Annotated in this window: 23 protein-coding genes and 1 riboswitch; of the genes, 18 read left to right on the top strand and 5 right to left on the bottom strand. The window is 49.9% G+C overall.

All coding sequences use genetic code 11. The features are described from left to right. The first annotated feature begins 107 nt into the window (after positions 1-107). A complete protein-coding gene (locus tag ACE5KN_RS00215) occupies positions 108-1,112 on the top strand; it encodes an HRDC domain-containing protein (protein ID WP_375528361.1) in 1,005 nt (334 codons plus the stop codon). Between the two features lie 81 nt (positions 1,113-1,193). Here ACE5KN_RS00215 and corA read toward each other — a convergent pair whose 3' ends face one another. Continuing rightward, positions 1,194-2,129 (bottom strand): magnesium/cobalt transporter CorA, encoded by a 936-nt coding sequence (gene corA / locus ACE5KN_RS00210; RefSeq protein ID WP_375528362.1) that lies wholly within the window; start codon positions 2,127-2,129, stop codon positions 1,194-1,196. A 479-nt stretch (positions 2,130-2,608) separates the two neighbouring features. Next, a riboswitch (SAM riboswitch) is annotated at positions 2,609-2,728 on the top strand. 112 nt (positions 2,729-2,840) lie between these two features. On the opposite strand from corA, the gene metA reads away from it, so the two are divergent. The 4 genes from metA to mqnC all read left to right on the top strand — a co-directional run bounded on the left by metA (position 2,841) and on the right by mqnC (position 7,446). Next, positions 2,841-3,770, top strand: coding sequence for a homoserine O-acetyltransferase MetA (gene metA / locus ACE5KN_RS00205; protein ID WP_375528363.1), 930 nt, complete (start codon positions 2,841-2,843; stop codon positions 3,768-3,770). A gap of 35 nt (positions 3,771-3,805) precedes the next feature. Then, positions 3,806-4,993, top strand: coding sequence for a PLP-dependent transferase (locus ACE5KN_RS00200; RefSeq protein ID WP_375528364.1), 1,188 nt, complete (start codon positions 3,806-3,808; stop codon positions 4,991-4,993). Beyond that, positions 4,990-6,168 (top strand): aminotransferase class V-fold PLP-dependent enzyme, encoded by a 1,179-nt coding sequence (locus ACE5KN_RS00195; protein ID WP_375528365.1) that lies wholly within the window; start codon positions 4,990-4,992, stop codon positions 6,166-6,168. Before ACE5KN_RS00200 ends, ACE5KN_RS00195 begins: the two co-directional genes overlap by 4 nt. A gap of 141 nt (positions 6,169-6,309) precedes the next feature. Next, positions 6,310-7,446: a cyclic dehypoxanthinyl futalosine synthase gene (mqnC, locus tag ACE5KN_RS00190; protein ID WP_375528366.1), complete on the top strand. Its 1,137-nt coding sequence runs from the start codon at positions 6,310-6,312 to the stop codon at positions 7,444-7,446. A gap of 65 nt (positions 7,447-7,511) precedes the next feature. On the opposite strand, the gene ACE5KN_RS00185 is transcribed toward mqnC, so the two are convergent. The 4 genes from ACE5KN_RS00185 to ACE5KN_RS00170 all read right to left on the bottom strand — a co-directional run bounded on the left by ACE5KN_RS00185 (position 7,512) and on the right by ACE5KN_RS00170 (position 10,917). Then, positions 7,512-8,741: a cation:proton antiporter gene (locus ACE5KN_RS00185; protein ID WP_375528367.1), complete on the bottom strand. Its 1,230-nt coding sequence runs from the start codon at positions 8,739-8,741 to the stop codon at positions 7,512-7,514. Positions 8,742-8,745: 4 nt separating this feature from the next. Continuing rightward, a complete protein-coding gene (locus ACE5KN_RS00180) occupies positions 8,746-9,240 on the bottom strand; it encodes a cation:proton antiporter regulatory subunit (protein WP_375528368.1) in 495 nt (164 codons plus the stop codon). 57 nt (positions 9,241-9,297) lie between these two features. Then, on the bottom strand, positions 9,298-9,672 hold the full coding sequence (locus tag ACE5KN_RS00175) for a hypothetical protein (protein WP_375528369.1): 375 nt from the start codon (positions 9,670-9,672) through the stop codon (positions 9,298-9,300). 168 nt (positions 9,673-9,840) lie between these two features. Continuing rightward, the gene (locus ACE5KN_RS00170) at positions 9,841-10,917 is read right to left on the bottom strand and encodes a GGDEF domain-containing protein (RefSeq protein WP_375528370.1); all 1,077 of its coding nucleotides are present in this window, start codon (positions 10,915-10,917) and stop codon (positions 9,841-9,843) included. Between the two features lie 230 nt (positions 10,918-11,147). Here ACE5KN_RS00170 and ytxC point away from each other — a divergent pair, with 230 nt between their 5' ends. The 13 genes from ytxC to ACE5KN_RS00105 all read left to right on the top strand — a co-directional run bounded on the left by ytxC (position 11,148) and on the right by ACE5KN_RS00105 (position 25,946). Further along, positions 11,148-12,089, top strand: a complete 942-nt coding sequence (gene ytxC, locus ACE5KN_RS00165; protein ID WP_375533013.1) for a sporulation protein YtxC — start codon at positions 11,148-11,150, stop codon at positions 12,087-12,089. Between the two features lie 285 nt (positions 12,090-12,374). Further along, positions 12,375-14,315 carry a threonine--tRNA ligase gene (gene thrS, locus ACE5KN_RS00160; RefSeq protein WP_375528373.1) on the top strand — a complete coding sequence of 647 codons (1,941 nt, stop codon included), beginning with the start codon at positions 12,375-12,377 and terminating at the stop codon, positions 14,313-14,315. Positions 14,316-14,388: 73 nt separating this feature from the next. Next, positions 14,389-14,976 carry a 3D domain-containing protein gene (locus tag ACE5KN_RS00155; protein WP_375528374.1) on the top strand — a complete coding sequence of 196 codons (588 nt, stop codon included), beginning with the start codon at positions 14,389-14,391 and terminating at the stop codon, positions 14,974-14,976. A 100-nt stretch (positions 14,977-15,076) separates the two neighbouring features. Next, entirely contained in the window at positions 15,077-15,520 is a 444-nt protein-coding gene (locus ACE5KN_RS00150) for a hypothetical protein (RefSeq protein WP_375528375.1), read from the top strand. 219 nt (positions 15,521-15,739) lie between these two features. Continuing rightward, on the top strand, positions 15,740-17,317 hold the full coding sequence (locus ACE5KN_RS00145) for a S1C family serine protease (protein WP_375528376.1): 1,578 nt from the start codon (positions 15,740-15,742) through the stop codon (positions 17,315-17,317). Positions 17,318-17,442: 125 nt separating this feature from the next. Beyond that, on the top strand, positions 17,443-18,132 hold the full coding sequence (locus ACE5KN_RS00140) for a response regulator transcription factor (protein WP_375528377.1): 690 nt from the start codon (positions 17,443-17,445) through the stop codon (positions 18,130-18,132). A 1-nt stretch (position 18,133) separates the two neighbouring features. Next, a complete protein-coding gene (locus ACE5KN_RS00135; protein WP_375528378.1) occupies positions 18,134-19,609 on the top strand; it encodes a sensor histidine kinase in 1,476 nt (491 codons plus the stop codon). A gap of 56 nt (positions 19,610-19,665) precedes the next feature. After that, positions 19,666-20,622 (top strand): 4-hydroxy-3-methylbut-2-enyl diphosphate reductase, encoded by a 957-nt coding sequence (locus tag ACE5KN_RS00130; protein ID WP_375528379.1) that lies wholly within the window; start codon positions 19,666-19,668, stop codon positions 20,620-20,622. A gap of 197 nt (positions 20,623-20,819) precedes the next feature. Continuing rightward, entirely contained in the window at positions 20,820-21,884 is a 1,065-nt protein-coding gene (gene aroF / locus ACE5KN_RS00125; protein WP_375528380.1) for a 3-deoxy-7-phosphoheptulonate synthase, read from the top strand. 248 nt (positions 21,885-22,132) lie between these two features. After that, on the top strand, positions 22,133-23,557 hold the full coding sequence (gene glnA / locus ACE5KN_RS00120) for a type I glutamate--ammonia ligase (RefSeq protein WP_375528381.1): 1,425 nt from the start codon (positions 22,133-22,135) through the stop codon (positions 23,555-23,557). Between the two features lie 247 nt (positions 23,558-23,804). Next, a complete protein-coding gene (gene serC / locus ACE5KN_RS00115; protein ID WP_375528382.1) occupies positions 23,805-24,893 on the top strand; it encodes a 3-phosphoserine/phosphohydroxythreonine transaminase in 1,089 nt (362 codons plus the stop codon). A gap of 98 nt (positions 24,894-24,991) precedes the next feature. Continuing rightward, the gene (gene trmL, locus ACE5KN_RS00110) at positions 24,992-25,456 is read left to right on the top strand and encodes a tRNA (uridine(34)/cytosine(34)/5-carboxymethylaminomethyluridine(34)-2'-O)-methyltransferase TrmL (RefSeq protein WP_375528383.1); all 465 of its coding nucleotides are present in this window, start codon (positions 24,992-24,994) and stop codon (positions 25,454-25,456) included. A 235-nt stretch (positions 25,457-25,691) separates the two neighbouring features. Next, a complete protein-coding gene (locus tag ACE5KN_RS00105) occupies positions 25,692-25,946 on the top strand; it encodes an AbrB/MazE/SpoVT family DNA-binding domain-containing protein (protein WP_355316838.1) in 255 nt (84 codons plus the stop codon). Positions 25,947-25,971: the final 25 nt, after the last annotated feature.

Below are 25,971 nucleotides of genomic sequence, written 5' to 3'. Positions count from 1 at the left end.
TTAACAGCATAGTACGGTTTATAAGGAAGCACCTATTTTGCGAATTACGCAGAATAGGTGCTTTTTTTGTTGCCGGATGCTGACATAGCTTTGAGGAGGTTTGCAGTATGGAGATTGTATTCTTGAACAAGCTGTCGAAGACGGAGGAAGTCGACGGGCTGGGGGCTGCCCAGGTATGGATCGGGGAAGAAGAGGGAGTATGGTCTGTCGGCTGGCGGACCACAGAAGGAGATGGCGCGAAAGATAGCGTCTGGTATGAAGGTCGTTCATGGCAGGAGATGCTCTCCATTTACCGCTATCAGCTGGCTTTGAAGCTGTCCGAAGGGTACCGCCCGCTTATTGACGGGGTATTCCATGAACGCGAAGAAGGCGGGAACCGTGGGTTGTTTGTGCAGAAGCTGTGCTGCTACAGCGATCTTCATCCCCGTGATGATGTGTATACCGAGCTTACGGTATGGCGCCGTCGCCGGGCAGCAGCCGAGCATAGGGCACCGTATATGATTGCCAGCAACCGTTTGCTGAAGCTGATCAGTGTTTTTCTTCCACGAAATGAAGCGGAACTGCTAGAACTGCCGGGTATGGGGGAGAGCAAGGTGCGGGCTTATGGAACGGATTTGCTGGCTATCACCTGCAAGTGGGAGCAATATCGTGCATTTCCTTTGCATTGGGTTCTGGAGGAGCTTGATGCCCATGACTTTATCAATTGGAGCTATCGCCAGAAGGAACAGAAGTACAAGCTGGAGCTCGACAGGTTTAATCAGCGCCAGGCGGTTTTGCAGGGAGCGGTGGAAGGCCTCGGCCTGGAGGAGATCAGCCGGCAGGCTGGACTGCCGCGCAGGGAAGTCATTGAAATGCTGGAGGTGCTCATGAAAGAAGGATATGATGTGGATAATGTCATCCGTAGTGAGCTGTTGGCTGCTCCGGAGCAGGAGCAGGCGGCGATTCGGGCGGCCTACGAGGAACTGGGAGACCGCTTTTTGAAGCCTGTCATGCAGCGGGTGTACGGCGACCAGAACAATACTGATCTGAAGCTGGATGAAATTTATGAACGGTTGCGGCTCGTGCGTATCTGGCACCGCCGTGATGAAGCCGGCAAACGCAGTGCCAGTTGAACCTAACGGCAGTTAAAGCACAAAGACGGACCCTGTCCCGAAGGAAGGCTCCGTCTTTCAGTTTCAATATGCCTATGAGGCTCAAATCCAGTCTTTCTTGCGGAAAATCAAAAACATGCTGCTGCCCAGTGCGATCATCACGCCAAGCACAACAAAATATCCGTAGCGTGTGTGCAATTCAGGCATAAATTGAAAGTTCATTCCATAAATTCCGGTAATGACGGTCAAAGGCATGAAGACGGTGGTGATCGCTGTAAACACTCTCATGATTTCGTTGGCCCGGTTGGCAATGCTGGACTGGTAGGCTTCACGAAGGTTGCCCATCAGATCACGGTAGGTGTCAAAGGTTTCGGAAATTTTTACCGCGTTTTCATAAATGTCGCTAAAATATTTCTGCAACTGCTCGTCAATCAGGCGCAAATCCCGTTTGTTCAACGTGTTGATGACTTCCTTCTGCGGGCCCAGCACTTTTTTAAGCCATAAAATTTCACTGCGCAGACCGATAATCTCGTTCAAATGAGATTTTTTCGTATGCATCAGGATGTCTTCCTCAAGCTTTTCGATCCGAACCTCGATCCGGTCGCCGACGAGAAAATAATTGTCCACGATCAGGTCGATCAGCAGATACATAAAACGGTCAGGCGAGTTTACTTCCTGCTCCCAAAGCAGGGGCTTAAGGGAGCGAAGCTCATTGATTTTCTGTCTGGTGATGGTGATGATAAAATGTCTGCCGAGAAAAATATTGAGGGAACGCAGAAAAATTTCTTCATCATCAAACCGGATGCTGTTTACAACGATAAAGTAATGATTATCATATATTTCAATTTTCGGACGCTGGTCTTCTTCGCTCAGACAGTCCTCCACAGCCAGATCATGAATGGAAAAGAGCGGCTGCAGCACCTCGAGATCTTCTACATCGGCATCAATCCAGTAAAAGCCGTCGGCTGGTGCCGTCAATGTTTTTTCAATGTCGTCAATGAGGGTAAATACCCCGTTATTCACTAACCGGATTTTCATTTCTCTCACTCCTTATGTTTCGCCCCAGGGCGAATGATGTCCATAAGGAATGCTTTCAGCCTGGTGCCCAGACCCAGGAAGTTAGAAGCTCCACAGGCATGCAGAACGTGCGTCCCGTCTCCGGCAAGCTGAAGTCATTCCTATGCTGTTGTCATGCTTCCGCCGCCTATACGGACTCGGGTCGCCTTCCATGGTTGGTGTCACCCCTATCGAATTATATTAAGATGAGCCGCCGCAGCCCTATACGCAAATCTTGAACTGCGCATATAGCTTCAGCCGCCTGCAGCACTTGTCTAGTATAACGCCCGCCAGATGGCCTTTCAAGGGCTAAATTGGACATTTTCATTGCTGTTTTCATCTTATGGGGGCAGCCGAATCCGTGTGCGCAATGAATGGATTTTTCTGCTTGACGAGATAGGCGTTCATGCATTAAAGTTTGATACAGGATATTTGAAATAGTTAAAATTAAAAAAAGCGAAATCTTATCAAGAGCAGGTGGAGGGACTAGCCCGATGAAACCCGGCAACCGGCGGTGATCCGCACGGTGCTAATTCTTGCAGGTTACATTTCCTTTAGGAAATGGACCTGAGAGATGAGAGAGGCGCATATGAATCAGATATGACCTTTCTCGTGCTGCGAGGAAGGTCATTTTTAATATGCCCGGCATCTCAGCAATGATTTTCGCAAACTTCACGAACAGGAGTGAGCATTATGCCGATTAAAATTCCAGACACCCTGCCTGCGAAGGAGATCCTTGCGGGTGAGAACATTTTTGTCATGGACGAGAGCAAGGCCTATCACCAGGATATCCGTCCGCTCCGCATTGCGATTCTTAACCTGATGCCAACCAAAGAAACGACCGAAACCCAGCTGCTGCGGCTGATCGGCAATACCCCGCTTCAAGTGGATGTCACGCTCGTTCACCCGCAATCGCATGTGTCCAAAAACACGTCCCAGGAGTATCTGGACATGTTTTACAAAACATTTGACGAAATCAAAAATACCCGTTTTGACGGTATGATAATTACGGGTGCGCCTGTAGAGCAGCTTGAATTTGAAGATGTAAACTATTGGGAGGAGATTCGCGGCATCTTTGACTGGACCCGGACCAATGTGACCTCCACCATGCATATATGTTGGGCTTCGCAGGCAGGCTTGTATCACCATTTCGGTGTTCCCAAATACGGACTGGACAGCAAATGCTTCGGCGTCTTTTCCCATACGGTAAACAAGCCGCATGTGAAGCTGCTGCGCGGCTTTGACGAAGTCTTCTTCGCGCCGCACTCACGGCATACGGAAGTCCGCCGCGAGGATATTGAACGTATTCCCGGGCTGGAGCTGCTTTCGGAATCGGAAGAAGCCGGCGTGTATATTGTGGCTACGACGGACGGCAAGCAGATCTTTGTGACAGGCCATTCCGAGTATGATCCGTTATCCCTGAAATGGGAGTATGACCGGGATATAGCCAAGGGCCTTGACAATGTTCTTTTGCCCAAAAATTATTTCCCGCAGGACGATCCAACCCGTACGCCCCCATCCACGTGGCGGGCTCATGCCAACTTATTATTCTCTAATTGGCTGAATTACTATGTGTACCAGGAGACCCCTTATGACATCGGTGATATCGGGCCTCAAATTTAAACCAAATAAGAACAGAAGTAGACAGGAGGATTTATATGGATCATAAGCAAAAGTTGAAAATCGAAAGCAGACTTGCCCAAATCGGTTCCATCAATGAGCCCGTAACCGGTGCGGTGAATTTTCCCATTTACCAGTCGACAGCCTTCCGTCACCCGCAGCTAGGAAAGAGCACAGGCTTCGATTATATCCGTACCACGAATCCGACCCGCAAGGTGCTTGAGGAAGCAGCGGCAGAGCTGGAATCCGGAGACGCCGGGTTTGCCTGTTCTTCCGGCATGGCCGCTCTGCAGACGATCTTTACTCTGTTCGGACAGGGGGATCATCTTATCGTCTCCCTTGACCTGTATGGAGGAACCTACCGTTTGCTGGAACGCATCCTTTCCAAATTCGGCGTAACCGCTTCTTATGTGGATACAAATGATTTGACTGCGCTGGAACAGACGCGCCGTCCGAACACAAAGGCCGTATTTATTGAAACACCGACCAATCCGCTCATGATGATCACTGATATTGCGGCGGTAGCCGGCTGGGCCAAGAAGCATGGTCTGCTTACAATTGTAGACAATACGCTGCTTACTCCATATTTCCAAAGACCGATTGAACTGGAGGCCGACATTGTAGTTCACAGCGCCACCAAATATTTGGGCGGGCATAATGATGTCCTGGCCGGACTGATCGTCACCAAAGGAAAAGAGCTGTCCGAAGAAATGGCCTTCCTGCACAACTCGATTGGGGCCGTGCTGTCTCCAAGCGACAGCTACCAGCTGATGAAAGGCATGAAAACTCTTGCCCTGCGCATGGACAGACATGAGCAGAACGCCACACGGATCGCGCAGTATCTGCTGACTCACCCGCTCGTTACGGACGTATACTATCCGGCCCTGGAGAGCCACCCTGGATACGAGATTCAAAACAGACAATCCTCCGGGAATACGGGAATCTTCTCGTTTAAGGTCAAGGACGCCCGCTTGGTTGAGCCTTTGCTGCGCCATATCAAGCTGATCGCTTTTGCCGAAAGCCTGGGAGGGGTTGAATCTCTCATGACCTATCCGGCCATTCAGACCCATGCGGACATTCCGGCAGAAATCAGGGATGCCGTAGGTGTTGATGACAGGCTGCTTCGTTTCTCCGTCGGCATTGAGCATGCGGAGGACCTTATTCAGGATCTGGGCGGCGCGCTTGAAGCTGCAAACCGTGAGGTTGAAGGAGGGGCTGCGGAATGAGTGGGGACGGGAAGCGGAAAGAAGAAGAGCAGGTGCTGAAGTTCGGCACCCGGCTTCTGCACTTCGGAGCGGAAATCGACAGTCAAACGGGCGCGTCCAGCGTACCGATTTACCAGGCTTCCACCTTTCATCATCATGATATTTTTAATCCGCCACAGCATGATTACAGCCGGTCCGGCAATCCGACCCGGCAGGCCTTGGAGGATTATATTGCGCTCCTGGAAGGTGGAGTGCGCGGGTTCGCTTATTCATCCGGGATGGCGGCCATTTCCAGCGCTTTTATGATGCTGTCGGCCGGTGACCATATTATCGTAACCGAGGATGTGTACGGCGGGACTTACCGGCTGCTGACCAAAATTTTGAACAGAATGAACATCGAGTCCACCTTTGTCGATATGACGAAGCTGGATGAAGTCAGACAAGCCCTGAAGCCCAACACCAAAGCGGTATATATGGAAACCCCGTCCAATCCGACATTGAAAATTACGGATATTGAGGCGGTCACAAGCTGGGCCCATGAGCATGAACTCATCACCCTGCTGGACAATACCTTTATGACCCCTTATTATCAGCGTCCCATCGAACTGGGCGTGGATATCGTGCTGCACAGTGCCACCAAGTTTCTCGGCGGTCACAGCGACGTGCTGGCTGGCTTGGCCGTTGCCCGCACGGAAGCACTTGCTGCCCGACTGAAGCAGCTGCAGAACGGGCTGGGCACCGTATTGGGTGTGCAGGAATCCTGGCTGCTGATGCGGGGAATGAAGACACTGCAAGCCCGCATGGCACATAGCGAGCAAAGCGCCCGCCGGCTGGCCGAATGGCTGCATGCACGGGAGGATATCCAGGCCGTCTACTATCCGGGCCTTGCTGATCACCCGGGACGCGATATTCATGAGAAGCAGTCCAGCGGCTACGGTGCCGTGGTCTCCTTTGACGTTGGCTCAGGCGAACGCGCCAAGGCACTGCTGAACCGTGTCCGTCTTCCAATCGTTGCGGTCAGTCTTGGTGCTGTTGAAAGCATTCTCTCCTACCCTGCCATGATGTCCCATGCGGCCATGCCGCATAGCGTCCGGCTTGAACGCGGCATTACGGACGGATTGCTGCGCTTCTCGGTAGGTCTGGAGGACATCGGTGACCTCATTTCCGATCTCGAACAGGCTCTGCAATTTGAATAGAATGACCCCGCAAAAACAGTACCTTTGGAATAGGTGCTGTTTTTCACATTGCACCTGTGTTACGATGGTAATATAGTGGTTTCATATATCATTATTTTCATAAGGATCTTTTACAGAATGAAGGATGGGAGGAAGCGAACGATGAGCGGAATAGACCGTATCTTAGATAAGGCATTACGCGGTGAACGAATGAATCTGGAGGATACTATTGCCCTGTTTGAATCCAATGAGGTTGAGAAGATGGGGGATGCGGCGAATGTGATCATGAACCGGATGCATCCGAATCCGATCAAGACATTTGTCATCGGACGAAATATAAATTATACGAATGTATGCGACGTGTACTGCCGTTTTTGCGCTTTTTACCGCAGACCAGGCTCGGAGGAAGGTTATGTGCTTCCCGATGAAGTCATATTTCAGAAGATTCAGGAAACACAGGACGTCGGAGGCACGGAAATTCTGATGCAGGGCGGAACGAACCCTAACCTGCCTTTCAGCTATTACACGGATTTGCTAAAAGCGATCAAGGAACGTTTTCCGAATATTACAATGCATTCCTTCTCGCCGGCTGAAATTCAGAAGATGAAGGTTGTGTCAGACGGTCTGTCGCTGGAAGAGGTGATCCGGCAGATTCATGAAGCTGGCCTCGATTCCCTGCCCGGTGGCGGAGCGGAAATTCTCGATGACCGCACACGCCGTAAAATCAGCCGCCTGAAGGGCTCCTGGACAGACTGGATGGATGTGATGAAGACAGCCCACAAAATCGGCATGAACACCACCGCTACGATGGTGATCGGGCTGGGCGAGTCGATGGAAGAGCGGGCGCTGCATCTGATGCGTGTACGGGATGCCCAGGATGAATGCATTGCCAACAAATACGATTCAGAAGGCTTCCTTGCGTTTATTCCATGGACGTTCCAGCCTGACAACACCAATCTGAAGCTGGAGAGACAAACGCCGGACGAGTATCTGAAGACGGTCGCCATCAGCCGGATCGTGCTGGATAACATCAAGCATATCCAGTCTTCCTGGGTAACGATGGGGCCGGAAATCGGCAAGAAGTCTCTGTACTACGGCTGCGATGACTTTGGCAGCACCATGATTGAGGAAAATGTAGTGTCGGCAGCCGGGGCTACATATAAAGTCAACATTGAATCGATCCTGCAGCTGATCCGCGAAACGGGGCATACGCCTGCCCAGCGAAACACAAGATATGACATTCTGCGTGTCTTTGACGAGCACAGCAGCATTGAACGCGATTTTGTAATGCAAAACTAATTCTGCGTGGATGTCTGATATATGAAAAAAAGCTTGCCGCGTGCTGATGCGCGGCAAGCTTTTTTTCAACCCGTATCGGTGCTTTTTTCCCTCTGCACGCGATGATCCTTAAACTTGAACACTTTATTCAGTGCCATATATATCGGTTTGGACTGCTTGGTCAGCACCGGACCGAGAATGGCCAGAATAAGGACGTAAATGGCTGCGAAAGGCTGAAGTATCTCCAGTAGGCCGCCTTCCCGTCCGAGGTTTGCCATAATGATGGAAAACTCCCCCCGGGATACAATCGTCAGTCCGATATTGGCGGAGGCTTTAGGGGACAGGGATGCTGTGCGTCCGGCAAGCATGCCTGCCGTAAAGTTCCCGAACAGCGTGACCAGAACGGCCGCAAGGGCGATCCAGACAGCAGTTCCGCCAAGGGACAGCGGATCGATGGACAATCCGAAGCTGAAGAAGAACATGGCTCCGAAAAAGTCGCGGAATGGCACAATCAGGTGCTCGATCCGCTTCGCATGATCCGTTTCCGCCAGTACCAGCCCCACCAGCAGCGCCCCAATGGCTTCAGCCACATGAATCGTCTCCGAAAAACCGGCCACCAGGAAAAGTGTGCTAAATATCACAAGCAAAAACAGCTCATTGGAGCGGATATTCAGTGCTTTGTTCAGAAGAGGAACGGCTTTTCGTCCGATAAGGATGACCGCGAGCATAAAGCCCAGGGCGATCAGAGCGGACATCACTACTCCACCGATAGAGGATGAGTCGCTGAGAACAAGCCCCGACAGGATGGAGATGTACACGGCAAGAAAGACATCTTCAAACATGATAATGCCAAGAATCATTTCGGTTTCAGGGTTGGCGGTCCGTTTTAGATCCACCAATACCTTGGCGACAATGGCACTGGACGAAATAGTGGTAATGCCTGCGATGACCAGCGTTTCAGCAATGGGAAAGCCCGAGACGAAGCCGAGGGCAAGCCCCAACGTGAAATTGATGAGGATATAAATGGTTCCCCCGACAGCAATGGACCGACCTGATTTGATCAGCCTGCCGACAGAGAATTCCAGACCAAGATAAAACAGCAGGAACAAAACGCCGATTCTGCCCATGAAATCGATAAAGGGCGCACTTTCGATAAAGCGGAAGTCAAAGTGCCATATTTCCATGGCATGAGGGCCGACGGCCATTCCGACCAGAATGTAAAAGGGAATGACCGAAAACCGCAGTTTGGCGGAGATCAGACCTGACAAAGCGATGAGTGCAATGGCCAATCCAACTTCAAATACGATATGGTCCATCCAATCACCCGCTTCCGCTTATCAGGATTTGTTTAAAGCGTTTCTGCTGTTCTCGCTCTCCGACAGCAAGCACTGTTGCTTCGGCATTGAGAACAACATCAGGTCCCGGGTTGATATGCTTTGTTTTTTTGTCTTCCATGACAACGATGATGGATGCGCCTGAATTTTGGCGGACATCCAGTTCACCGATCGTTTTGCCTGCACAGGCATACTGCGGTTCAATCTTATACCATTCAATGATGAGGTCATTAAACGCCATGTCCACGCTTTCCAGGTTCTTTGGCCTGTAGGCCATGCCGCCGATGATGGAGGCAATCTGTCTTGCCTCCTGGTCCTCAAGGGTAATCATGGATATGCTCTGTTCCAAATCCTCGTAGTCGAAATGATACAGCTCACGTCTGCCGTCATCATGGATAATAACGACGAGCCGGTCTCCGCTGGCGGTATCCATTTGATATTTCATCCCGATTCCGGGCAATACAGTTTCACGTATTTCCATTGTGGTTAGCCTCCTGAATTCTAATGTGCTGCAATTCGAATCAATTTATAACATTGATCAGGCGCACACCACGAATCTGGAGGTGAATTTAAGCGGCTTCAAATAGATCCGCTTGTAAATAATATTAATGATGGGCAAAAAGGGCAGAGAGGGGCGCGGACAGGACCATAACATCAAAACGGGCAAAACGGCAAAGAAAGGCAAAGCTTTGGCTGCCGTAATCATTTTGACAAGTCCATGGGATTGGGCCCGGATCGCGGGCTTCTGATGTGTTTCTTTGGGATGGCTCAGACTGAAGGATTCCGCCAAGGCGTCGGCACCCGCAGCCACTTGACGAGCCTCATCAAAGAAAGGGGCAGGAAAAGAGAACAGCATAATGATGCTAAGCAGCATGACGATCCATAAACGTACTGCCGAAATAATTGAGTTCATTACGCTTCTCCCTCCTGTCCGAATGTAAGCTTAAATAGCGTATCAATTTTACTCTATCATAAAATCTTGGCACTGTTCAAATCCTTCAACAAAAAAAGCGTCTGTCATGCCGGAAAGAAATTCACTTTTTGACCGGAAGCGCCGCTTATTTATAACATATTAAAATTTCTATTCCGAGTGAAGCACGGTCTTGTTTTTACCAGTCCGTTTGGCGGTGTAAAGAGCTGTATCCGCTCCCTGAAAGAAGTTTTCTTTTCCTTTGCTTTGCTGATACTTATTGATTCCCGTACTGATGGTTACAGCCGAGTTATTCAACCGTTCATACGTATGGGCGGAGATTTCCCGGCGGATCGATTCAACCGTAGCGAACACTGCTGCGGTTTTCTTTTCCGTAAAAATAACCGCAAATTCCTCTCCGCCGTATCTGGCGACAAAATCATTTGGCCCCGCATGCTTCTGTATAATCGTTGATACGTTTTTCAGCACGATATCTCCTGCGCGGTGTCCGTAGGTGTCGTTGACTCCTTTGAAATCATCGACATCAATCAAAGCGAGGTGAATTCGGAAGGGATTGGATTCACTGTGTCCAATGAGCTTGTCCAAATACTCCTGAAAGGTCATATGATTATAAAGTCCGGTCAGCGGATCGGTTTTGTTCAGGTATTCCATCATGACATTTTGAATCATAAGCTGTTCATTATTTTTAAGCGATTTTTCCAGATGGTTCATCAAAAGCCGGTTATATTGCACGATACTGCACATCAGAAGCGTCAAAAAAAAGTGGAGGACCATCAGTAATAGAAGATCCCTCGCCTGAAGTCTCTGTATGCTGTCTACGTAACCATAGCTGATGATCAAGGTAATCATGCTGCAGGCATAACCGAAAGCGATTTTTTTATACTCAAAGCTGAACGCGGAAAACAATATTGGGGATGCCAATGTCAGAACCAGCGTGCTGCTTTCCGGATGAGCAAGTACAGGAATGATCGAGATAACTGCGGTCCCCGCGATTCCTGTGCAATATTTCAGAGGGGAGGGGAATTTGTCGACAACCGTTTTCGTAATAAGCAGGACCAGAAGCTGCAGCCATACAGGAACAGTAAGAAGCAAATTCTGCGTCCATTTATAATGAAAATTCAAATCAAAGATGATGGTAAAAACCAGATCGATTACAATAAAAAACAACATGCATTCCAGCACTCTGCCGGATGGCTCTCTAAGCCTTTTGACATATTGCCTGAACAAGTTGCGATCACTCTCCGAATCGTCATAGGCCTGTCGTCCGATAGAACAACAATCAAACTATAACACGTGTAACCGCTCATTGAAATAGAGGAAGCGAAAAAATAAATGTGCCGGAGCTTCCAGCAGTTCACCTCGTATAACCCTGAACATGGCGCCATATACTTAGAGCAGTCAGTGAAAGGGGTGGGCCAATGGAACTGTTCACGGTATGGACTGAGACTAAAGATCCAATGGAAGCAGAATGTTTTTACCAAGCCTTGAAAGGCAAAGGCAGAGGTTTACATATGTCACGTCACGGATTAAGTTTTGCCTTCAGCCAGTCCGGAAACAGGGTGGCCTGGACCTGTAAATACAAGGGGCGCCAGGAAGCAGATCAAGCCCTCCTTATTCGCGTCAAGACTTTCATGGCCGACGCCTTTGCGGGATACATTCAGAATCAATGGGAAATCCCAATGTTGCTGGAGGCTGTATCCGGGGAATGCAGGTACATGAGCGGCGAAGAGGCACAAAGAATTCGTGAAATCAGCACCGGGCTGCTTCAGAAGGATTTGAACAGCGGCCGCAAAAAAAGAAGGAACATGATCGTATCCTCACTTATGCAGTGCTTTGAGGAGCTGCATATTATAAATCTGGAGGGAGTGATCCGGTTTCGTCTGCCAGCGTATCAGCAGGAGCTTCGTGACCTGGTTGAATACGCTTTGGACGAGTTTTGGGGGGAACGGCAATACGAGGAATTTGTACAATTATTAAAGTATTTTGTTTACTTTCAGGAGAATCAGGTTCCGCTCGTGCATGTGATTCACAGAGGGGAACAGAATTTCACCATATTGGATACAGAGATGAGGCTTTTGAGCCCTCTACAGGCTGAACCCATCACGGTTGAGCTTCCCGGTCTTGAAGTGGGGATGCCGGCTGAAGACATGATTGTCAGCAGCCTGATTTCCATCGCTCCGGCTCGCATCATGCTGCATACGCAGGATCCAAGCGCCTTTGTTGTGCATACGCTGTTGGATATATTTGAAGATAAGGTTGAGCTGTGCCGTTTTTGCCCCGATTGCGGGACCTGGCTGAACGATTCGGATCGTCTTGACGGAAAAGAGGCAGAGAATTATAATAACTGTGAATCAGGGTCACTTAAAAAGGGTGAACCCGCATTTTCCAGAAAAAGCTGAGACAAAGACAAGAACCAAAGACAGGCCGTCCCAGAGATGAGGAAACATTAGCGCTGAAATTTCCTTACGTTACCGGCTTTGGTTTACCACTTTGTAGCTGCGCCTCCGAACCCCGGTGATCCGGATATTAAGAAGCGCCGGGCCGTTCCCGTTACAGGACGCCAATGAGGGCAGTCAGCGTGCATAGGGCTGATTTGCCGAAATAGGGTGGAACCACGAGAGCATACACTCGTCCCTTTAGCGGGACGGGTGTTTTTTGCGTTTACAAAAAGGAGGAAAAAGGAAATGGCAGTTCGTATTCAATTGCCCGACGGCTCTGTCCGTGAATATGCGGACGGAAGCAGCATTGACGACGTGGCCGCTTCGATCAGCAGCGGCTTGCGTAAAAATGCCGTAGCAGGCAAATTAAACGGGATCGTGGTGGATCTGTCCACTCCGCTGACAGAAGGCGCACAGATCGAAATCGTAACCCAGGATACCCCGGAAGGGCTTGAGGTTATCCGTCACAGTACCGCGCATTTGCTTGCACAGGCAGTGAAAAGGCTGTTTGGCAGCAAAGAGGTGCATCTGGGCGTAGGTCCGGTCATCGAAGACGGCTTCTATTATGATATGGATCTGGAGCATGCGCTCAATCCTGAGGATCTGCTCAAGATCGAGAAGGAAATGGAAAGAATCGCCGGCGAAAATCTGCCCATTACCCGGAAAGAGGTAAGCCGCGAAGAAGCGTTGTCCATTTTCACCGAAGTGGGCGATCCATACAAGCTGGAGCTGATTCGTGATCTGCCTGAAGACAGCATCATCTCCATTTATGAGCAGGGAGAATTTTTCGATCTTTGCCGCGGACCGCACGTGCCTTCCACTGGCAAGCTGAAGGTGTTCAAATTGATGAATGTGGCCGGAGCCTACTGGCGCGGGGACAGCAAGAATAAAATGCTGCAGCGTGTATATGGCACCGCTTTTGTGAAGAAGGCCCAGCTTGATGAGCATCTGCATCTGCTGGAGGAAGCGAAGAAGCGCGATCACCGCAAGCTGGGCAAAGAGCTCGGCATGTTCACTTTCTCCCAGCTTGTAGGACAGGGGCTTCCAATCTGGCTGCCAAACGGAGCCAAGCTGCGCCGCACCTTGGAGCGGTATATCGTTGACCTTGAGGAAAAACTGGGCTATCAGCACGTATACACTCCGGTGCTGGGAAATGTGGAGCTGTACAAGACATCAGGACACTGGGAGCACTACCAGGAAGACATGTTTCCAAAGATGGAGATGGACAACGAGGAGCTTGTGCTTCGTCCGATGAACTGCCCGCATCATATGATGGTGTACAAAAGCGAAATGCGCAGCTACCGTGATCTTCCTATCCGTATCGCAGAGCTTGGCATGATGCATCGTTATGAGATGTCCGGTGCGCTGACTGGTCTGCATCGTGTACGGGCGATGACGCTGAATGATGCGCACCTGTTCGTGCGTCTGGATCAGATTAAGGATGAATTCAAGCGCGTCATTGAGCTGATCATGATCGCCTACAAGGATTTCGGGATTCATGATTACCGTTTCCGTCTTTCCTATCGCGATCCGCAGGATACCGAGAAATACTTTCAAAATGACGAGATGTGGAATACAGCGCAAAGCATGCTGCGCCAGGTCGTTGAAGAGATGGGACTGCCCTTCTACGAAGCGGAAGGCGAGGCGGCATTCTACGGCCCTAAGCTGGACGTTCAGGTGAAAACGGCTCTCGGCAAGGAAGAAACGCTGTCCACCGTGCAAATTGACTTCCTGCTGCCTGAACGTTTTGAATTGGAATATGTGGGAGAAGACGGGCAAAAGCATCGTCCGGTTGTTCTCCATAGAGGCATACTGGGCACCATGGAGCGTTTTACGGCTTTCCTGCTGGAGAACTTTGCGGGCAATCTGCCGCTTTGGTTATCCCCGGTTCAGGCCAAAGTCATTCCGGTATCCGGCGTCTATGAGGACTACGCGCGTGAGGTGGAAGACAAGCTGCGCCGTGCCGGAGTCACTGTGGAAGCTGATTTGCGCAATGAGAAGCTGGGCTACAAAATCCGTGAAGCACAGCTGGAAAAAATACCGTATATGCTTGTTGTTGGTGAAAATGAGAAAAATGAAGGCAGTGTTTCAGTGCGCAAACGCGGGCAGGGAGACCTGGGTGCCAAGCCGCTGGACGAGGCTGTATCCATGCTGACGGAAGAGATTGCTTCCCGCAGCATTTCATAACATATTTTTTTCGTCCTCTGCTGTATAACGGAAGAGAACTCTGGAAAACCTTTCATTAGGGGAGGTTTGTCGGATGATTTCAATTTCGCAAAGGCAGAGGATTTTTTTATGGCTCATTATTGGTGCATTGCTTCTGCCGATCGCGCCTGACCCGGCTTTCATGGCACATGCAGCGCCCAAGCCGTCCGGGAACAATGATTCCGTCTCCGTGCTTGCGCCGCGTGACGAGCAGGTACTGACAACGATCACGGTCATGGCTACAGGGTATACCGCTGGCTATGAATCTACGGGAAAAAGGCCCAATCACCCGCTGTATGGCATTACTTATTCGGGAGTAAAGGTCCGCAGGGATAAAAACACACTTTCGACGATTGCCGCTGACCCTGAAATATTTCCTTTGGGCAGCATACTGTATATTCCGGGTTACGGTTACGGAATTGTAGCGGATACCGGCTCGGCGATCAAAGGCAAGAAAATCGATTTATATTTTTCCACAATTAAACAAGTATATAAGGAATGGGGCAAAAAGGAAGTCGATGTGCAGATCATCAAGCTTGGCAAGGGAAAATGTACCGAAAAGATGATCGCCCAATTCCGTAAAGCCATTGAGGTTCATAAAACCATACCGCCCGAAATGCTGGATGAAACGGTAAATATGTAGGTTTTTCTTGAGGTCAAGGACTGCATAATGTGATTCCCGGCTCCCCATACTACTTGAGGGATAAGACATCCCACAATTCAAGTCAGGGAGGAATATCACTGTGAACAATTTCGGTAATTTTGGTCAGCAGCCCGGCGGACGTCAACTCGGAAGCAAAATTCCTACAGGTCAGAAAGTTGTGCAGCAGCTGGGAGGACAATTCTCTGCAGAATTTGCACAGGATAGTGACGTGCCTCTGGTAGCCAAACGGGTACAGCAATCGGCGCAGAACAAAATCCAGGACAACTATAAAACACCGAACGAGCAGTTCACTTCCGAGTTTGCTGCCGAAACTCAAGGTACGCTTCGCCAAAAAGTGCAGAACTCCGGGCAAAATAAAATTCAGGACAATTACAGAACGCCGAACGAACAGTTTACTTCCGAGTTTGCTGCTGAAACTCAAGGTACGCTTCGTCAAAAAGTACAGAATTCGGAACGCAGCAAAATCCAGGATAACTATAAAACGCCAAATGAAAAATTTGACGAGCGTTTTGACAGCAAGTAATCTGACTTGATGAATCCTTATTTCAGGAGGCCCCCGGTGATTGAATCGGGGGCCTGGATTTTATATGGAATGGTTATACATAAAGGGCTGTATCCCGCGCAGTACAAGGTTTTATCTGCTTTTATATTGTTTTTAAGGTGAGATTAAGGTTTAAAGTACAAAATAAAGACAGTTGATCACGAGTTATTTGCCAAGCGAAAGTTTAGGAGGAGATACATGATGGATGAGTTCAACAAAAACAATAATACCGGTCGTCGTGAAGAGGATGAGCCTGAACGGAATAATGAAACCGCACGGCAGCCGGAAGGCAATGATTCTTCCTATTATTATTCTTATGGCCCGTTTTCATCCATGAATGCTGAAGATAAACACACAAATAACGGTATGCAGGAGCGCACTGAGGTCGAGGTTACGGAGCCGACTCCGGTCAAACCTGTACCGAAACTGTACAGCAGCGCTTCACAGGATTATTCAAACCGAAATCGTCAGGAAGGCAATTGGCAATTTAAACAGAAGAAGCCCAAGTCCGTTTTTAAAACTGCGTTTCTGTCATTTGTGGCAGGCATGCTGGTCATTACAGTGCTGATGTATACGGCTGACCGCATGAATCTGTTCACCGGCGGTGTGGCTGAATCCGCGTCTGTTTCAACCAGCTCGCAAAGCGCTTCAAGCTCAAGCAGCAACAGCAGCAGCTCCAATGCCATTCCCGCAGTTATGCCTGCAGGTACGGCTGACGTTCAGTCTGTTGTAAAAACGGCCAGCCCCGCAGTCGTCAAAATCGAGACTTTGGCTCGTCAATCGAGCAGCAGCCGTCGCAACAGCCAGTTCGATGATCCGCTGTTTCAATATTTCTTCGGCGATTCCTTCGGGAACAGAAGCTCGAACAACAGCGGCAGTCAAAGCGGACAGCTGCAGCCGCTGGGCATCGGTTCCGGCTTCATTTTTGACAAATCCGGCTACATCCTGACCAACAACCATGTTATTGAGGGAGCGGATGTCGTACAGGTTACTGTCGAAGGCACAAACAAGCCCTATGAGGCAAAGGTGCTTGGCAAAAGCGCCGATCTGGACCTGGCCGTTCTCAAAATTGAAGGGAATGAATTCCCGACCGTTTCCCTGGGGGATTCAGATCAAGCCCAGGTAGGCGAATGGATGGTAGCGATCGGCAACCCAGAAGGTTTTGAGCATACGGTTACTGCCGGCGTATTAAGCGCGAAGGGCCGTACGATTACGATCAATGATGAAAGCACAGGACAGCCTAACGAGTATAAAAATCTGATTCAGACGGACGCCTCCATCAACCCTGGCAACTCCGGCGGGCCGCTGCTTAATCTAAACGGTCAGGTGATCGGCATGAACGTGGCGGTAAGTGCGGATGCTCAAGGTATCGGCTTCGCAATCCCGTCCAATACGATCAAGAACGTACTGGATCAGTTGAAAAATAATCAGGAAATTCCGAAAGAGCCTGTGCCGTTCATCGGTGCCAGCCTGATTGATCTGACGTCACAGGTGGCAAGTCAGATGGGGACTTCACTCAAAGAAGGTTCTGTCGTTGGTGAGGTCGTATACAAATCTCCTGCGTATGCCGCAGATCTTCGCCCTTACGATATAATCATTGGTGCAAATGGCAAGAAATATGCGACAGCACAGGAATTGATCGATTTTATCCAGTCTCAGAAGGTTGGAAGCAGCATTACCTTGAACATTGAACGCAATGGACAAAAAATGGATTTGACTGTGAAAATCGGCAACAAAAACGATTTCCAATCACAGCTGGATCAAAACAGCGGCCAGTAATTAGGCAAACAGCGGAGCGGAAGGATATTCCTTTCGCTCTTTTTTTCTTGTGGTGGTCTGTTGGATTTAGGTAGAATGCTCCTGTTACAATAAGAAAAATAGAAGATAAAGGGGTAGATCCGGCAATGCGTTCCAAAGTACTCATCATTGATGATGACGAAAAAATTGTATCTATGCTGCGCAGAGGTCTGGCGTTTGAAGGATATGAAGTAACAACTGCTGCCAACGGTGCGGAAGGATTGAACCAGCTCCTGATCGACGAGCCCGATGTCGTGGTGCTTGATGTCATGATGCCCCAGGTTGACGGGTTCGAGGTATGCCGCAGGTTAAGAGCTGCAGGAAGTACCGTACCCATACTGATGCTGACTGCCAAGGATGAGGTGGAGAATCGTGTCAAGGGATTGGATATCGGCGCTGATGATTACCTGGTAAAGCCCTTTGCCCTTGAGGAGCTGCTGGCCCGGGTACGGGCGCTGCTGCGGCGGAAGACTGAACACCATGAAGGTGGCGGGCAGAAGCTGGTATTCGAGGATCTTATGCTGGACAATGATTCGCGGGAGGTGATCCGCGGGGGGCAGCGGCTGGAGTTGACAGCCAAGGAATTTGAGCTTCTGAACCTGTTTATGCAAAACCCAAAAAGGGTGCTCTCCAGGGATCTTATTATGGATAAAATTTGGGGTTACGATTACAGCGGTGAATCCAATGTGCTGGAGGTTTACATTGCGATGCTGCGGCAGAAGACCGAGGAGCATGGAGGCAAACGCTTGATTCAGACGATACGGGGGGCAGGCTACATCTTGAGAGGTGACTCATAATATGTCCATACGATGGCGGTTGACAGCCTGGTATTCAAGTATATTGGCCATCGTGCTTGTTATATTCGGTGTTGCCATTTACGGGCTTGTATATTATTCAACCTACAGTGAATTGAAAAGCTCGGTGCAGCAGCAAGCGCTGCGTATCCGGCAGCAATTGAAGGTGACGATCAACGGTGATTTTTTCGGGGGCACCGAGCCCAAGCTCGATTTTAACTTGGACAGTAGAAGGCTGGACGATTCGGAGGTCTATGTTCAGATTTACAACTATACCCTGGGCGTGCTGAAGTCGTCCGACAATCTTCAAGGTATCCAGCTGCCCGTCCCGTCGACACCGGAGGGGGCATATACCAGCAAGGGCTTCAAGAAAGTAAGCGAAAGCGGGAACTCATTTCTGGTTTTTTACCAGCCTCTGATCCTTGAGGACAACAATCAGGTGGTCGGGCTGCTGCAGGTTGCGCAGCTGACCAACTCCCAGGACAAACTGCTGCATAGGCTGGAGAATGTAATGGTGTACGGCTCGCTCGTCGCCTTGATTGCGGCGGCAACCTCCGGGCTCTTCCTGGCCCGTAAGTCCATGAGCCCGCTCGTCAAGGTTATAGAGGGCGCCAATCAGATTCAGTCCGGGGACGATTTAAGTGTCCGGATTGAATACGATGGCCCGCCTGACGAGATTGGCCAGCTGATCGCAACGGTCAACAAAATGCTCGGGCGTACGGAGGTATTTTACAAGGAGCTTGAGGATGCCTATGCCGCCCAGCGCCGCTTCGTGGCGGATGCTTCCCATGAGCTGCGCACGCCGCTGACCACGCTGCGCGGCAATGTGGATTTCCTGCAAAAGCTTTGGACCGCCCAGCCGGAAGAAAGACCGGATATGGACGAACGGACGATCCGCAAGTTGTCTATAGAGGCCATTGAAGATATGGCGGACGAGGGAAAACGCATGAGCAGACTGATCAGCGACATGCTGTCGCTGGCTAGAGCCGATACGGGGCAGACCTTCGAAAAGATGCCGACCGCCCTGCAGCCACTCGTGACGGAAGTGGCGCGGCGTGCGCAGTTTTTAGAGCGAAACGCGGATTGGATCGTGGGGGATTTTTCATTCCTGAACGGGATTTACATGGAGGGGAACAAGGATTATCTGCAGCAAATGCTGTTTATTTTTATCGAAAATGCCTTTAAATACACTCCCGAAGGAAGTGTGCGCTTGGACGCGATTTTGTATCAGGGCCAGGTCGGGCTGCGGATCAGCGACACGGGCATCGGTATGGATAAAGATGAAGTGCCGCACATCTTCGAACGCTTCTACCGGGCCGACGAGTCCCGCGGTGTAACGGAAGGAATCGGACTCGGGCTGTCCATTGCCAAATGGATTATTGACGAGCATCAGGGCTCGGTGGAGGTTGTTACCCGCCGCGGTGAAGGGACGACCTTTGTCATCTGGCTGCCTGTGAGCTTTTCCGCGCCTCTTGAATAAGGTATAATAAGGGATGGCCCTATCACATTCCGGCTTACAGAAAGCAGGTGCTAAAATTGGAAGTACTGAAAATTTCGCCGCGCGGATACTGCTACGGAGTAGTGGACGCCATGGTGATGGCCCGGCAGGCGGCCAAAAACCTGGACCTCCCGCGGCCTATTTATATACTCGGCATGATTGTGCACAACAGTCATGTCACCCAATCGTTTGAAGAGGAAGGCATCATTACGCTGGACGGACCCAACCGGATGGAGATTTTGCAGAAGGTGGACAGCGGTACCGTTATTTTCACGGCCCATGGCGTATCTCCCGAGGTAAGGAAGCTTGCAAGAGAGAAGGGGCTCACCACGGTGGACGCTACCTGTCCTGATGTGACCAAGACCCATGACCTGATCCGGGACAAGACAACTGATGGATACGAGATCATTTATATCGGTAAAAAAGGGCATCCCGAGCCCGAAGGCGCGATCGGAATTGCTCCCGACCATGTGCACTTAATTGAGCGCGAAGAGGAGATTGCCGGCCTGAATGTGAAGTCCGAGCGCATTATTATTACGAATCAGACGACGATGAGCCAATGGGACATCAAGCATATTATGAAAAAGCTGCTGGAGAAATTCCCTGGAGCCGAAGTTCATAATGAAATCTGCCTGGCTACTCAAGTGCGCCAGGAGGCTGTAGCCGAGCAAGCGGGACAGACGGATCTTGTTATTGTAGTCGGTGATCCGCGCAGCAACAACTCGAACCGGCTTGCACAGGTCGCTGAGGAAATTGCCGGGGTTAAGGCTTACCGCATAGCTGATATAACGGAGTTGAAGCGCGAATGGCTCGAAGGGGTCTCGAAGGTTGGTGTTACGTCCGGCGCCTCAACCCCTACCCTGATCACGAAGGAAGTCATCCAGTATCTTGAGCAGTATGACCCGGAAAAACCGGAGACATGGGAGATCAAACGCACGATCGATAAACGCAAAATTTTGCCGCCGGTAAGGGAGAAGAGCAAGAGCTTATCCTGACGAAGCGTAGTAATCAAAGCGGAGAAACAGCACAGACTGTTCTTCCGCTTTTTTGTGTTTGTAACGTTTCCCAGAAAGAAATTGACGAAGAAGCGGTTAATCTGATATGATTGCTTTAATGGATAAAAGCTTAAAAGCGAACAAGCGTTTAAGTGTAAAAATATATAAATTACCCAATTTTGAAGGGATGGGATCATATGATCGTTATCGCAGGCAAGAATACTCCGGCGGAGCAAATTCAGGACATCGTGGAAGTGATTGAAAAGGAAGGACTGCAGGCTCATGTATCCCGTGGAGCCGATCGGACCGTTATCGGCTTGATCGGCAGCGTGGCTCCGAAGCTGGCTGAGCATTTGAGACAGATGAAGGGAGTCGAAAATGTCGTCAAAATTTCGAAATCCTACAAGCTGGCAAGCCGGGATTTCCATCCTGACGATACAGTGATCTCCATCAAGGGCGTAAATATTGGCGGCGGCGATCTGGTGGTCATGGGCGGACCTTGTGCCGTGGAGTCGGCGGAGCAGATTGATGAGATTGCCGGGCTGGTCAAGGCGGCGGGCGGACAGGTGCTGCGCGGAGGGGCATTCAAGCCGCGGACCGGTCCCTACAGCTTCCAGGGCATCGGTGTAGAGGGCCTTATTATGATGGCTGAGGCGGGCGAAAAGCACGGCCTGCTGACCATCACGGAGGTTATGACTCCCGAGTACGTCGATATCTGTGCGGAATACGCCGATATTCTGCAGGTCGGCACCCGCAACATGCAGAATTTTGACCTGCTGCGCAAGCTTGGCACGTGCGGCAAGCCGGTTCTGCTTAAACGCGGCTTCAGCGCCACTTATGATGAGTTTCTGAATGCTGCCGAATATATTCTTGCCGGTGGCAATCCAGATGTCATGCTGTGCGAGCGCGGAATCCGAACTTTTGAAACCTACACCCGCAACACTTTGGATCTGTCGGCTATTCCGGTGCTGCAGCAGCTCAGCCATCTGCCGGTCATTTCTGACCCGAGCCACGGCACGGGCCGCAGGGAGCTGGTCGAGCCCATGGCCAAGGCATCGGTGGCGGCAGGAGCGGACGGCTTGATCATAGAAATGCACACCGATCCGGACAATTCCATGACAGGAGACGGTGTTCAGTCGTTGTTCCCCGACCAGTTCGCGGGTCTCTTGCAGGATCTGGAGAAGCTTGCCCCCATCGTAGGCAAAACATTTTCAACGGACAAAAAACCATTGGAGTTATTTCCTTCCAGCGTTAATGCATAAAAGTGATACTGTGAAAAAGCAAAATACGCCCGATTACGCCTGAATACGGCGTATTTTGGGCGTTTTTCGCATCCGGAAGCTGTGTCAAAAGCGTGAGCATAGCTGACATGCGTTTAAAAAATACCTGACATAGCTCTTGACCCATGTCACATTTGAGCTTTATAATGACGACAGAAAAAATAATTAGTTCATGAACATTGCTTGCGTGGAATTTGTTTAATGTTCGGGAAAATTGGGAGGAAGAAGACATGTCCGTTGAAAATGTTTTAAAAACGATCCAGGAAAACAATATTGAGTGGGTGGACTTCCGTTTTGTTGACCTCTCCGGTCGCACGCATCATATTTCGCTTCCGGCTTCTGCAGTAGATGAAGAGACCTTTGTAAATGGTGTGGCTTTCGACGGATCTTCCATTCCCGGCTACCGCGGTATCGAAGAATCCGACATGGTTATGATGCCTGATCCGGAAGCTTGTTACGTAGACCCATTCACACAACATCCGACACTGAACGTGATGTGTAATATCGTTACGCCTGACGGCGAAAAATACGATCGCGACCCTCGCGGCATTGCGGTTAAAGCTGAAGAGTACCTGCAGCAAAGCGGCGTGGGCACGGCTGCGTTCTTCGCGCCTGAGTCCGAGTTCTTCATTTTCGACGATGTGCGTTATGAGAGCGGCATGAACACCTCTTCTTACGTAGTAGATTCCGAAGAAGCTGCATGGAACACAAACCGTAAAGAAGAAGGCGGCAACCTTGGCTTCAAAATAGGCGTTAAAGGTGGTTACGTTCCCGTTGCGCCAGTGGATACGCAGCAGGATATCCGCAGTGAAATGTGCCGTCTGCTTGAAGAAGCCGGCCTCGTGATCGAGCGTCATCACCATGAGGTTGCAACGGCTGGCCAGGCGGAAATCAACTTCCGTTTTGACACATTGAAGAAAACAGCAGACAATCTGCTGGTCTACAAATATATCGTTCACAACACTGCCCGCCAATACGGCAAAGTGGCAACATTTATGCCAAAACCGCTGTTTGGAGACAACGGAAGCGGGATGCACGTTCACCAATCCATCTTCAACGGCGATTCTCCTTTGTTCTATGAAAAGGGCGCATACGCCAACCTGAGCGAAATGGCGTTGCACTACATCGGCGGTATCCTGTACCATGCTCCGGCGCTGATCGCTCTGACCAACCCAAGCACCAACTCTTTCAAACGCCTGGTGCCTGGTTATGAAGCACCGGTGAACCTGGTGTTCTCCAAAGGTAATCGTTCCGCTGCGGTACGTATTCCGGTTGCTGCAGTAACTCCTAAAGGCTGCCGTATCGAGTTCCGCACGCCGGACTCCACAGCTAACCCTTACCTGGCATTCGCAGCTATGCTGATGGCTGGTCTGGACGGCATCAAGCGCAAGCTGAACCCGATTGAACTGGGCTACGGTCCTCTGGATACAAATATCTATGAGCTGTCCGATGCCGAGAAAGCGAAAATCCGCAGTGTTCCTGGAACGCTGGATGAAGCTCTGGATGCTCTGGAAGCTGATTGCGAGTTCCTTACAGAGGGCGGAGTATTCACAAAAGACTTTATCGACAATTACATCCAGTTCAAGCGTAGCGAAGCCAAGGATGTTGCCATTCGCGTTCATCCGCATGAATTCAGCCTTTACTTCGACTGCTAAAATTGTACTCATACACTGGTCCCCCGTTTGCCGGGGGACTTTTTAATTGAGATATCAAAAGGCGAATAACTATAGTGAACAGTTTCACAAAAAAGTGACTTCTTGCTCTTGAACAGCCTGTTGAATGCTGCTATTATAGCGTTAATATTTGCGCTGCTTTACCGCAGCAAACAGGTCCATAATACCGAAACTTAACACGGCATGTGATGTTTTAGTGCCTTATGCAGACGAAAGGACGGGGGAAGGTTTGAACAAGAGAGCCTATAATTTTAACGCAGGTCCTGCTGCGCTGCCTTTGAAGGTGTTGGAGCGGGCACAGGCCGAGTTTGTCGATTTCCGCGAAACGGGAATGTCCATTATGGAAATGTCACACAGAGGGGCCGTGTACGAATCGGTGCACAATGAAGCCCAGGAACGGCTGCTTCGCCTGTTGGGCAACCCGGAAGGCTATAAAGTGCTTTTCCTGCAGGGAGGAGCAAGCACTCAGTTCGCCATGATTCCCATGAACTTCTTGAAGCAGGGAACGGTGGGCAGCTATGTGATGACAGGCAGCTGGGCCGATAAAGCTCTGAAAGAAGCCAAGCTGTTTGGTGAGACGCATATCGCGGCTTCCTCCAAGGAAGATCAGTATATGAAGATTCCTGATCTGGATCACCTTGAGCTTCCTGAACATACGGCATACCTTCATATTACGTCAAACGAAACCATTGAAGGCGTGCAGTATCAGAAATACCCGGAAACGGGTCGAGTGCCGCTCATTGCCGATATGTCGAGTGATATTCTTTGCCGTCCGGTCGATATCGGCAGATTCGATATGATTTACGCCGGCGCTCAGAAGAATCTCGGTCCATCAGGCGTTACGGTCGTCATTGCCAAGGAAGAACTGCTGGCCGGGCAGGCGGAGAATATCCCGACCATGCTCCGTTACAGTACATTTTTAAAGAATAACTCCCTTTACAATACCCCGCCGTCCTTTTCCGTTTATATGGTGAATGAGGTGCTGCGCTGGATTGAAGAGGAGGGCGGGTTGAATGCGCTCGGGCAAATGAACGGCGACAAGGCATCGCTGCTGTATGATCGTATAGATCAAAGCGGAGGCTTTTACAGAGGCTGTGCAGAGCCTAAGGACCGCTCTTTGATGAACGTTACGTTCAGACTGGCTTCTGAAGAGCTGGAGAAATTGTTCGTGAAGGAATCCGAGAAGGAAGGTTTTGTCGGGCTAAAAGGTCATCGCAGCGTGGGAGGACTCAGAGCTTCCATCTACAATGCGGTTCCTTACGAAAGCTGCAAAGCCCTGGCTGATTTTATGGACACATTCCAGAAGCAGCACGGTTAATGATCTGTTCAGCTTATTAAGGGAATATTAGAAGGGGAGCCCCGGTCAAATGGACCTTTTGGGACCCCCTTTTTACATGCACATGGAGGTGTATTCATATGCCATTACACATCGTACTGGTAGAGCCGGAGATTCCGGCCAATACGGGCAATATAGCGAGAACCTGTGCCGCGACGGGCACACATTTGCACCTGGTCAGACCGCTTGGCTTCAGAACGGATGACGCTACCTTAAAACGCGCCGGATTGGATTACTGGCATGCAGTGAATATCCATTATCACGATTCATTTGCAGAGGTTCAGCAGTTGTATCCTGACAGCCGTTTTTTCTATGCAACTACAAAAGCAGACAAAAAATATACCGATTTTTTCTTTCGTGATCATGATTTTTTAGTATTCGGCAAGGAGACTAAAGGCCTACCTGAAGAGTTAATCAATGCCAATAAAAATACATGTATGCGTATGCCTATGACTGGTGATGTACGGTCGCTTAACCTGTCCAACTCTGCAGCTATCATCGTGTATGAAGCATTGAGACAGCTGGATTTTCCGGGATTGAAATGAAATGAAAAACGGCTGAAAATTTAATTTTCGTTTAGTTCTAATGATACAGGCTTTTACAGACGATAAAATATGTAGGGCGTACAAATTCTTTCGTATTTATGCTTTTGATAGGCTGATGAAAGAACATAACAAAATCCGCTATGTACAGCAGGATTCGACACAAAAATGGCGAATGTAACAATTGTGTGGAAACCATATACATAGTATTTCAGAAACAGAGAGGTGTATGAAACATATGAAACCTGCTGGCGTTGTCCGAAAAGTGGATCAGCTGGGTAGAATCGTTTTGCCCAAATCGTTGAGAAAAAGATACCAGATGAATGAGGGAGATCCTGTCGAAATTTTGGTGCAGGGCGATCATATCATTCTGGAGCGTTACCGTCCGAAGTGTGTATTTTGCGGTTCAATGGAGGATGTGGCTGAGTTTAAGGAGCGCTACATCTGCGGTCAGTGCATGTCCGAAATGACCCAACTGCCAAGACACGCCTGACACTATGACAAAGAGCATCGCGATG

This window comes from Paenibacillus terreus (assembly GCF_042138595.1).
Lineage (GTDB): Bacteria > Bacillota > Bacilli > Paenibacillales > Paenibacillaceae > Paenibacillus > Paenibacillus terreus.
The sequence above is the reverse complement of the archived record's forward strand: the minus strand, read 5'-3'. Positions and strand labels throughout refer to the sequence as shown.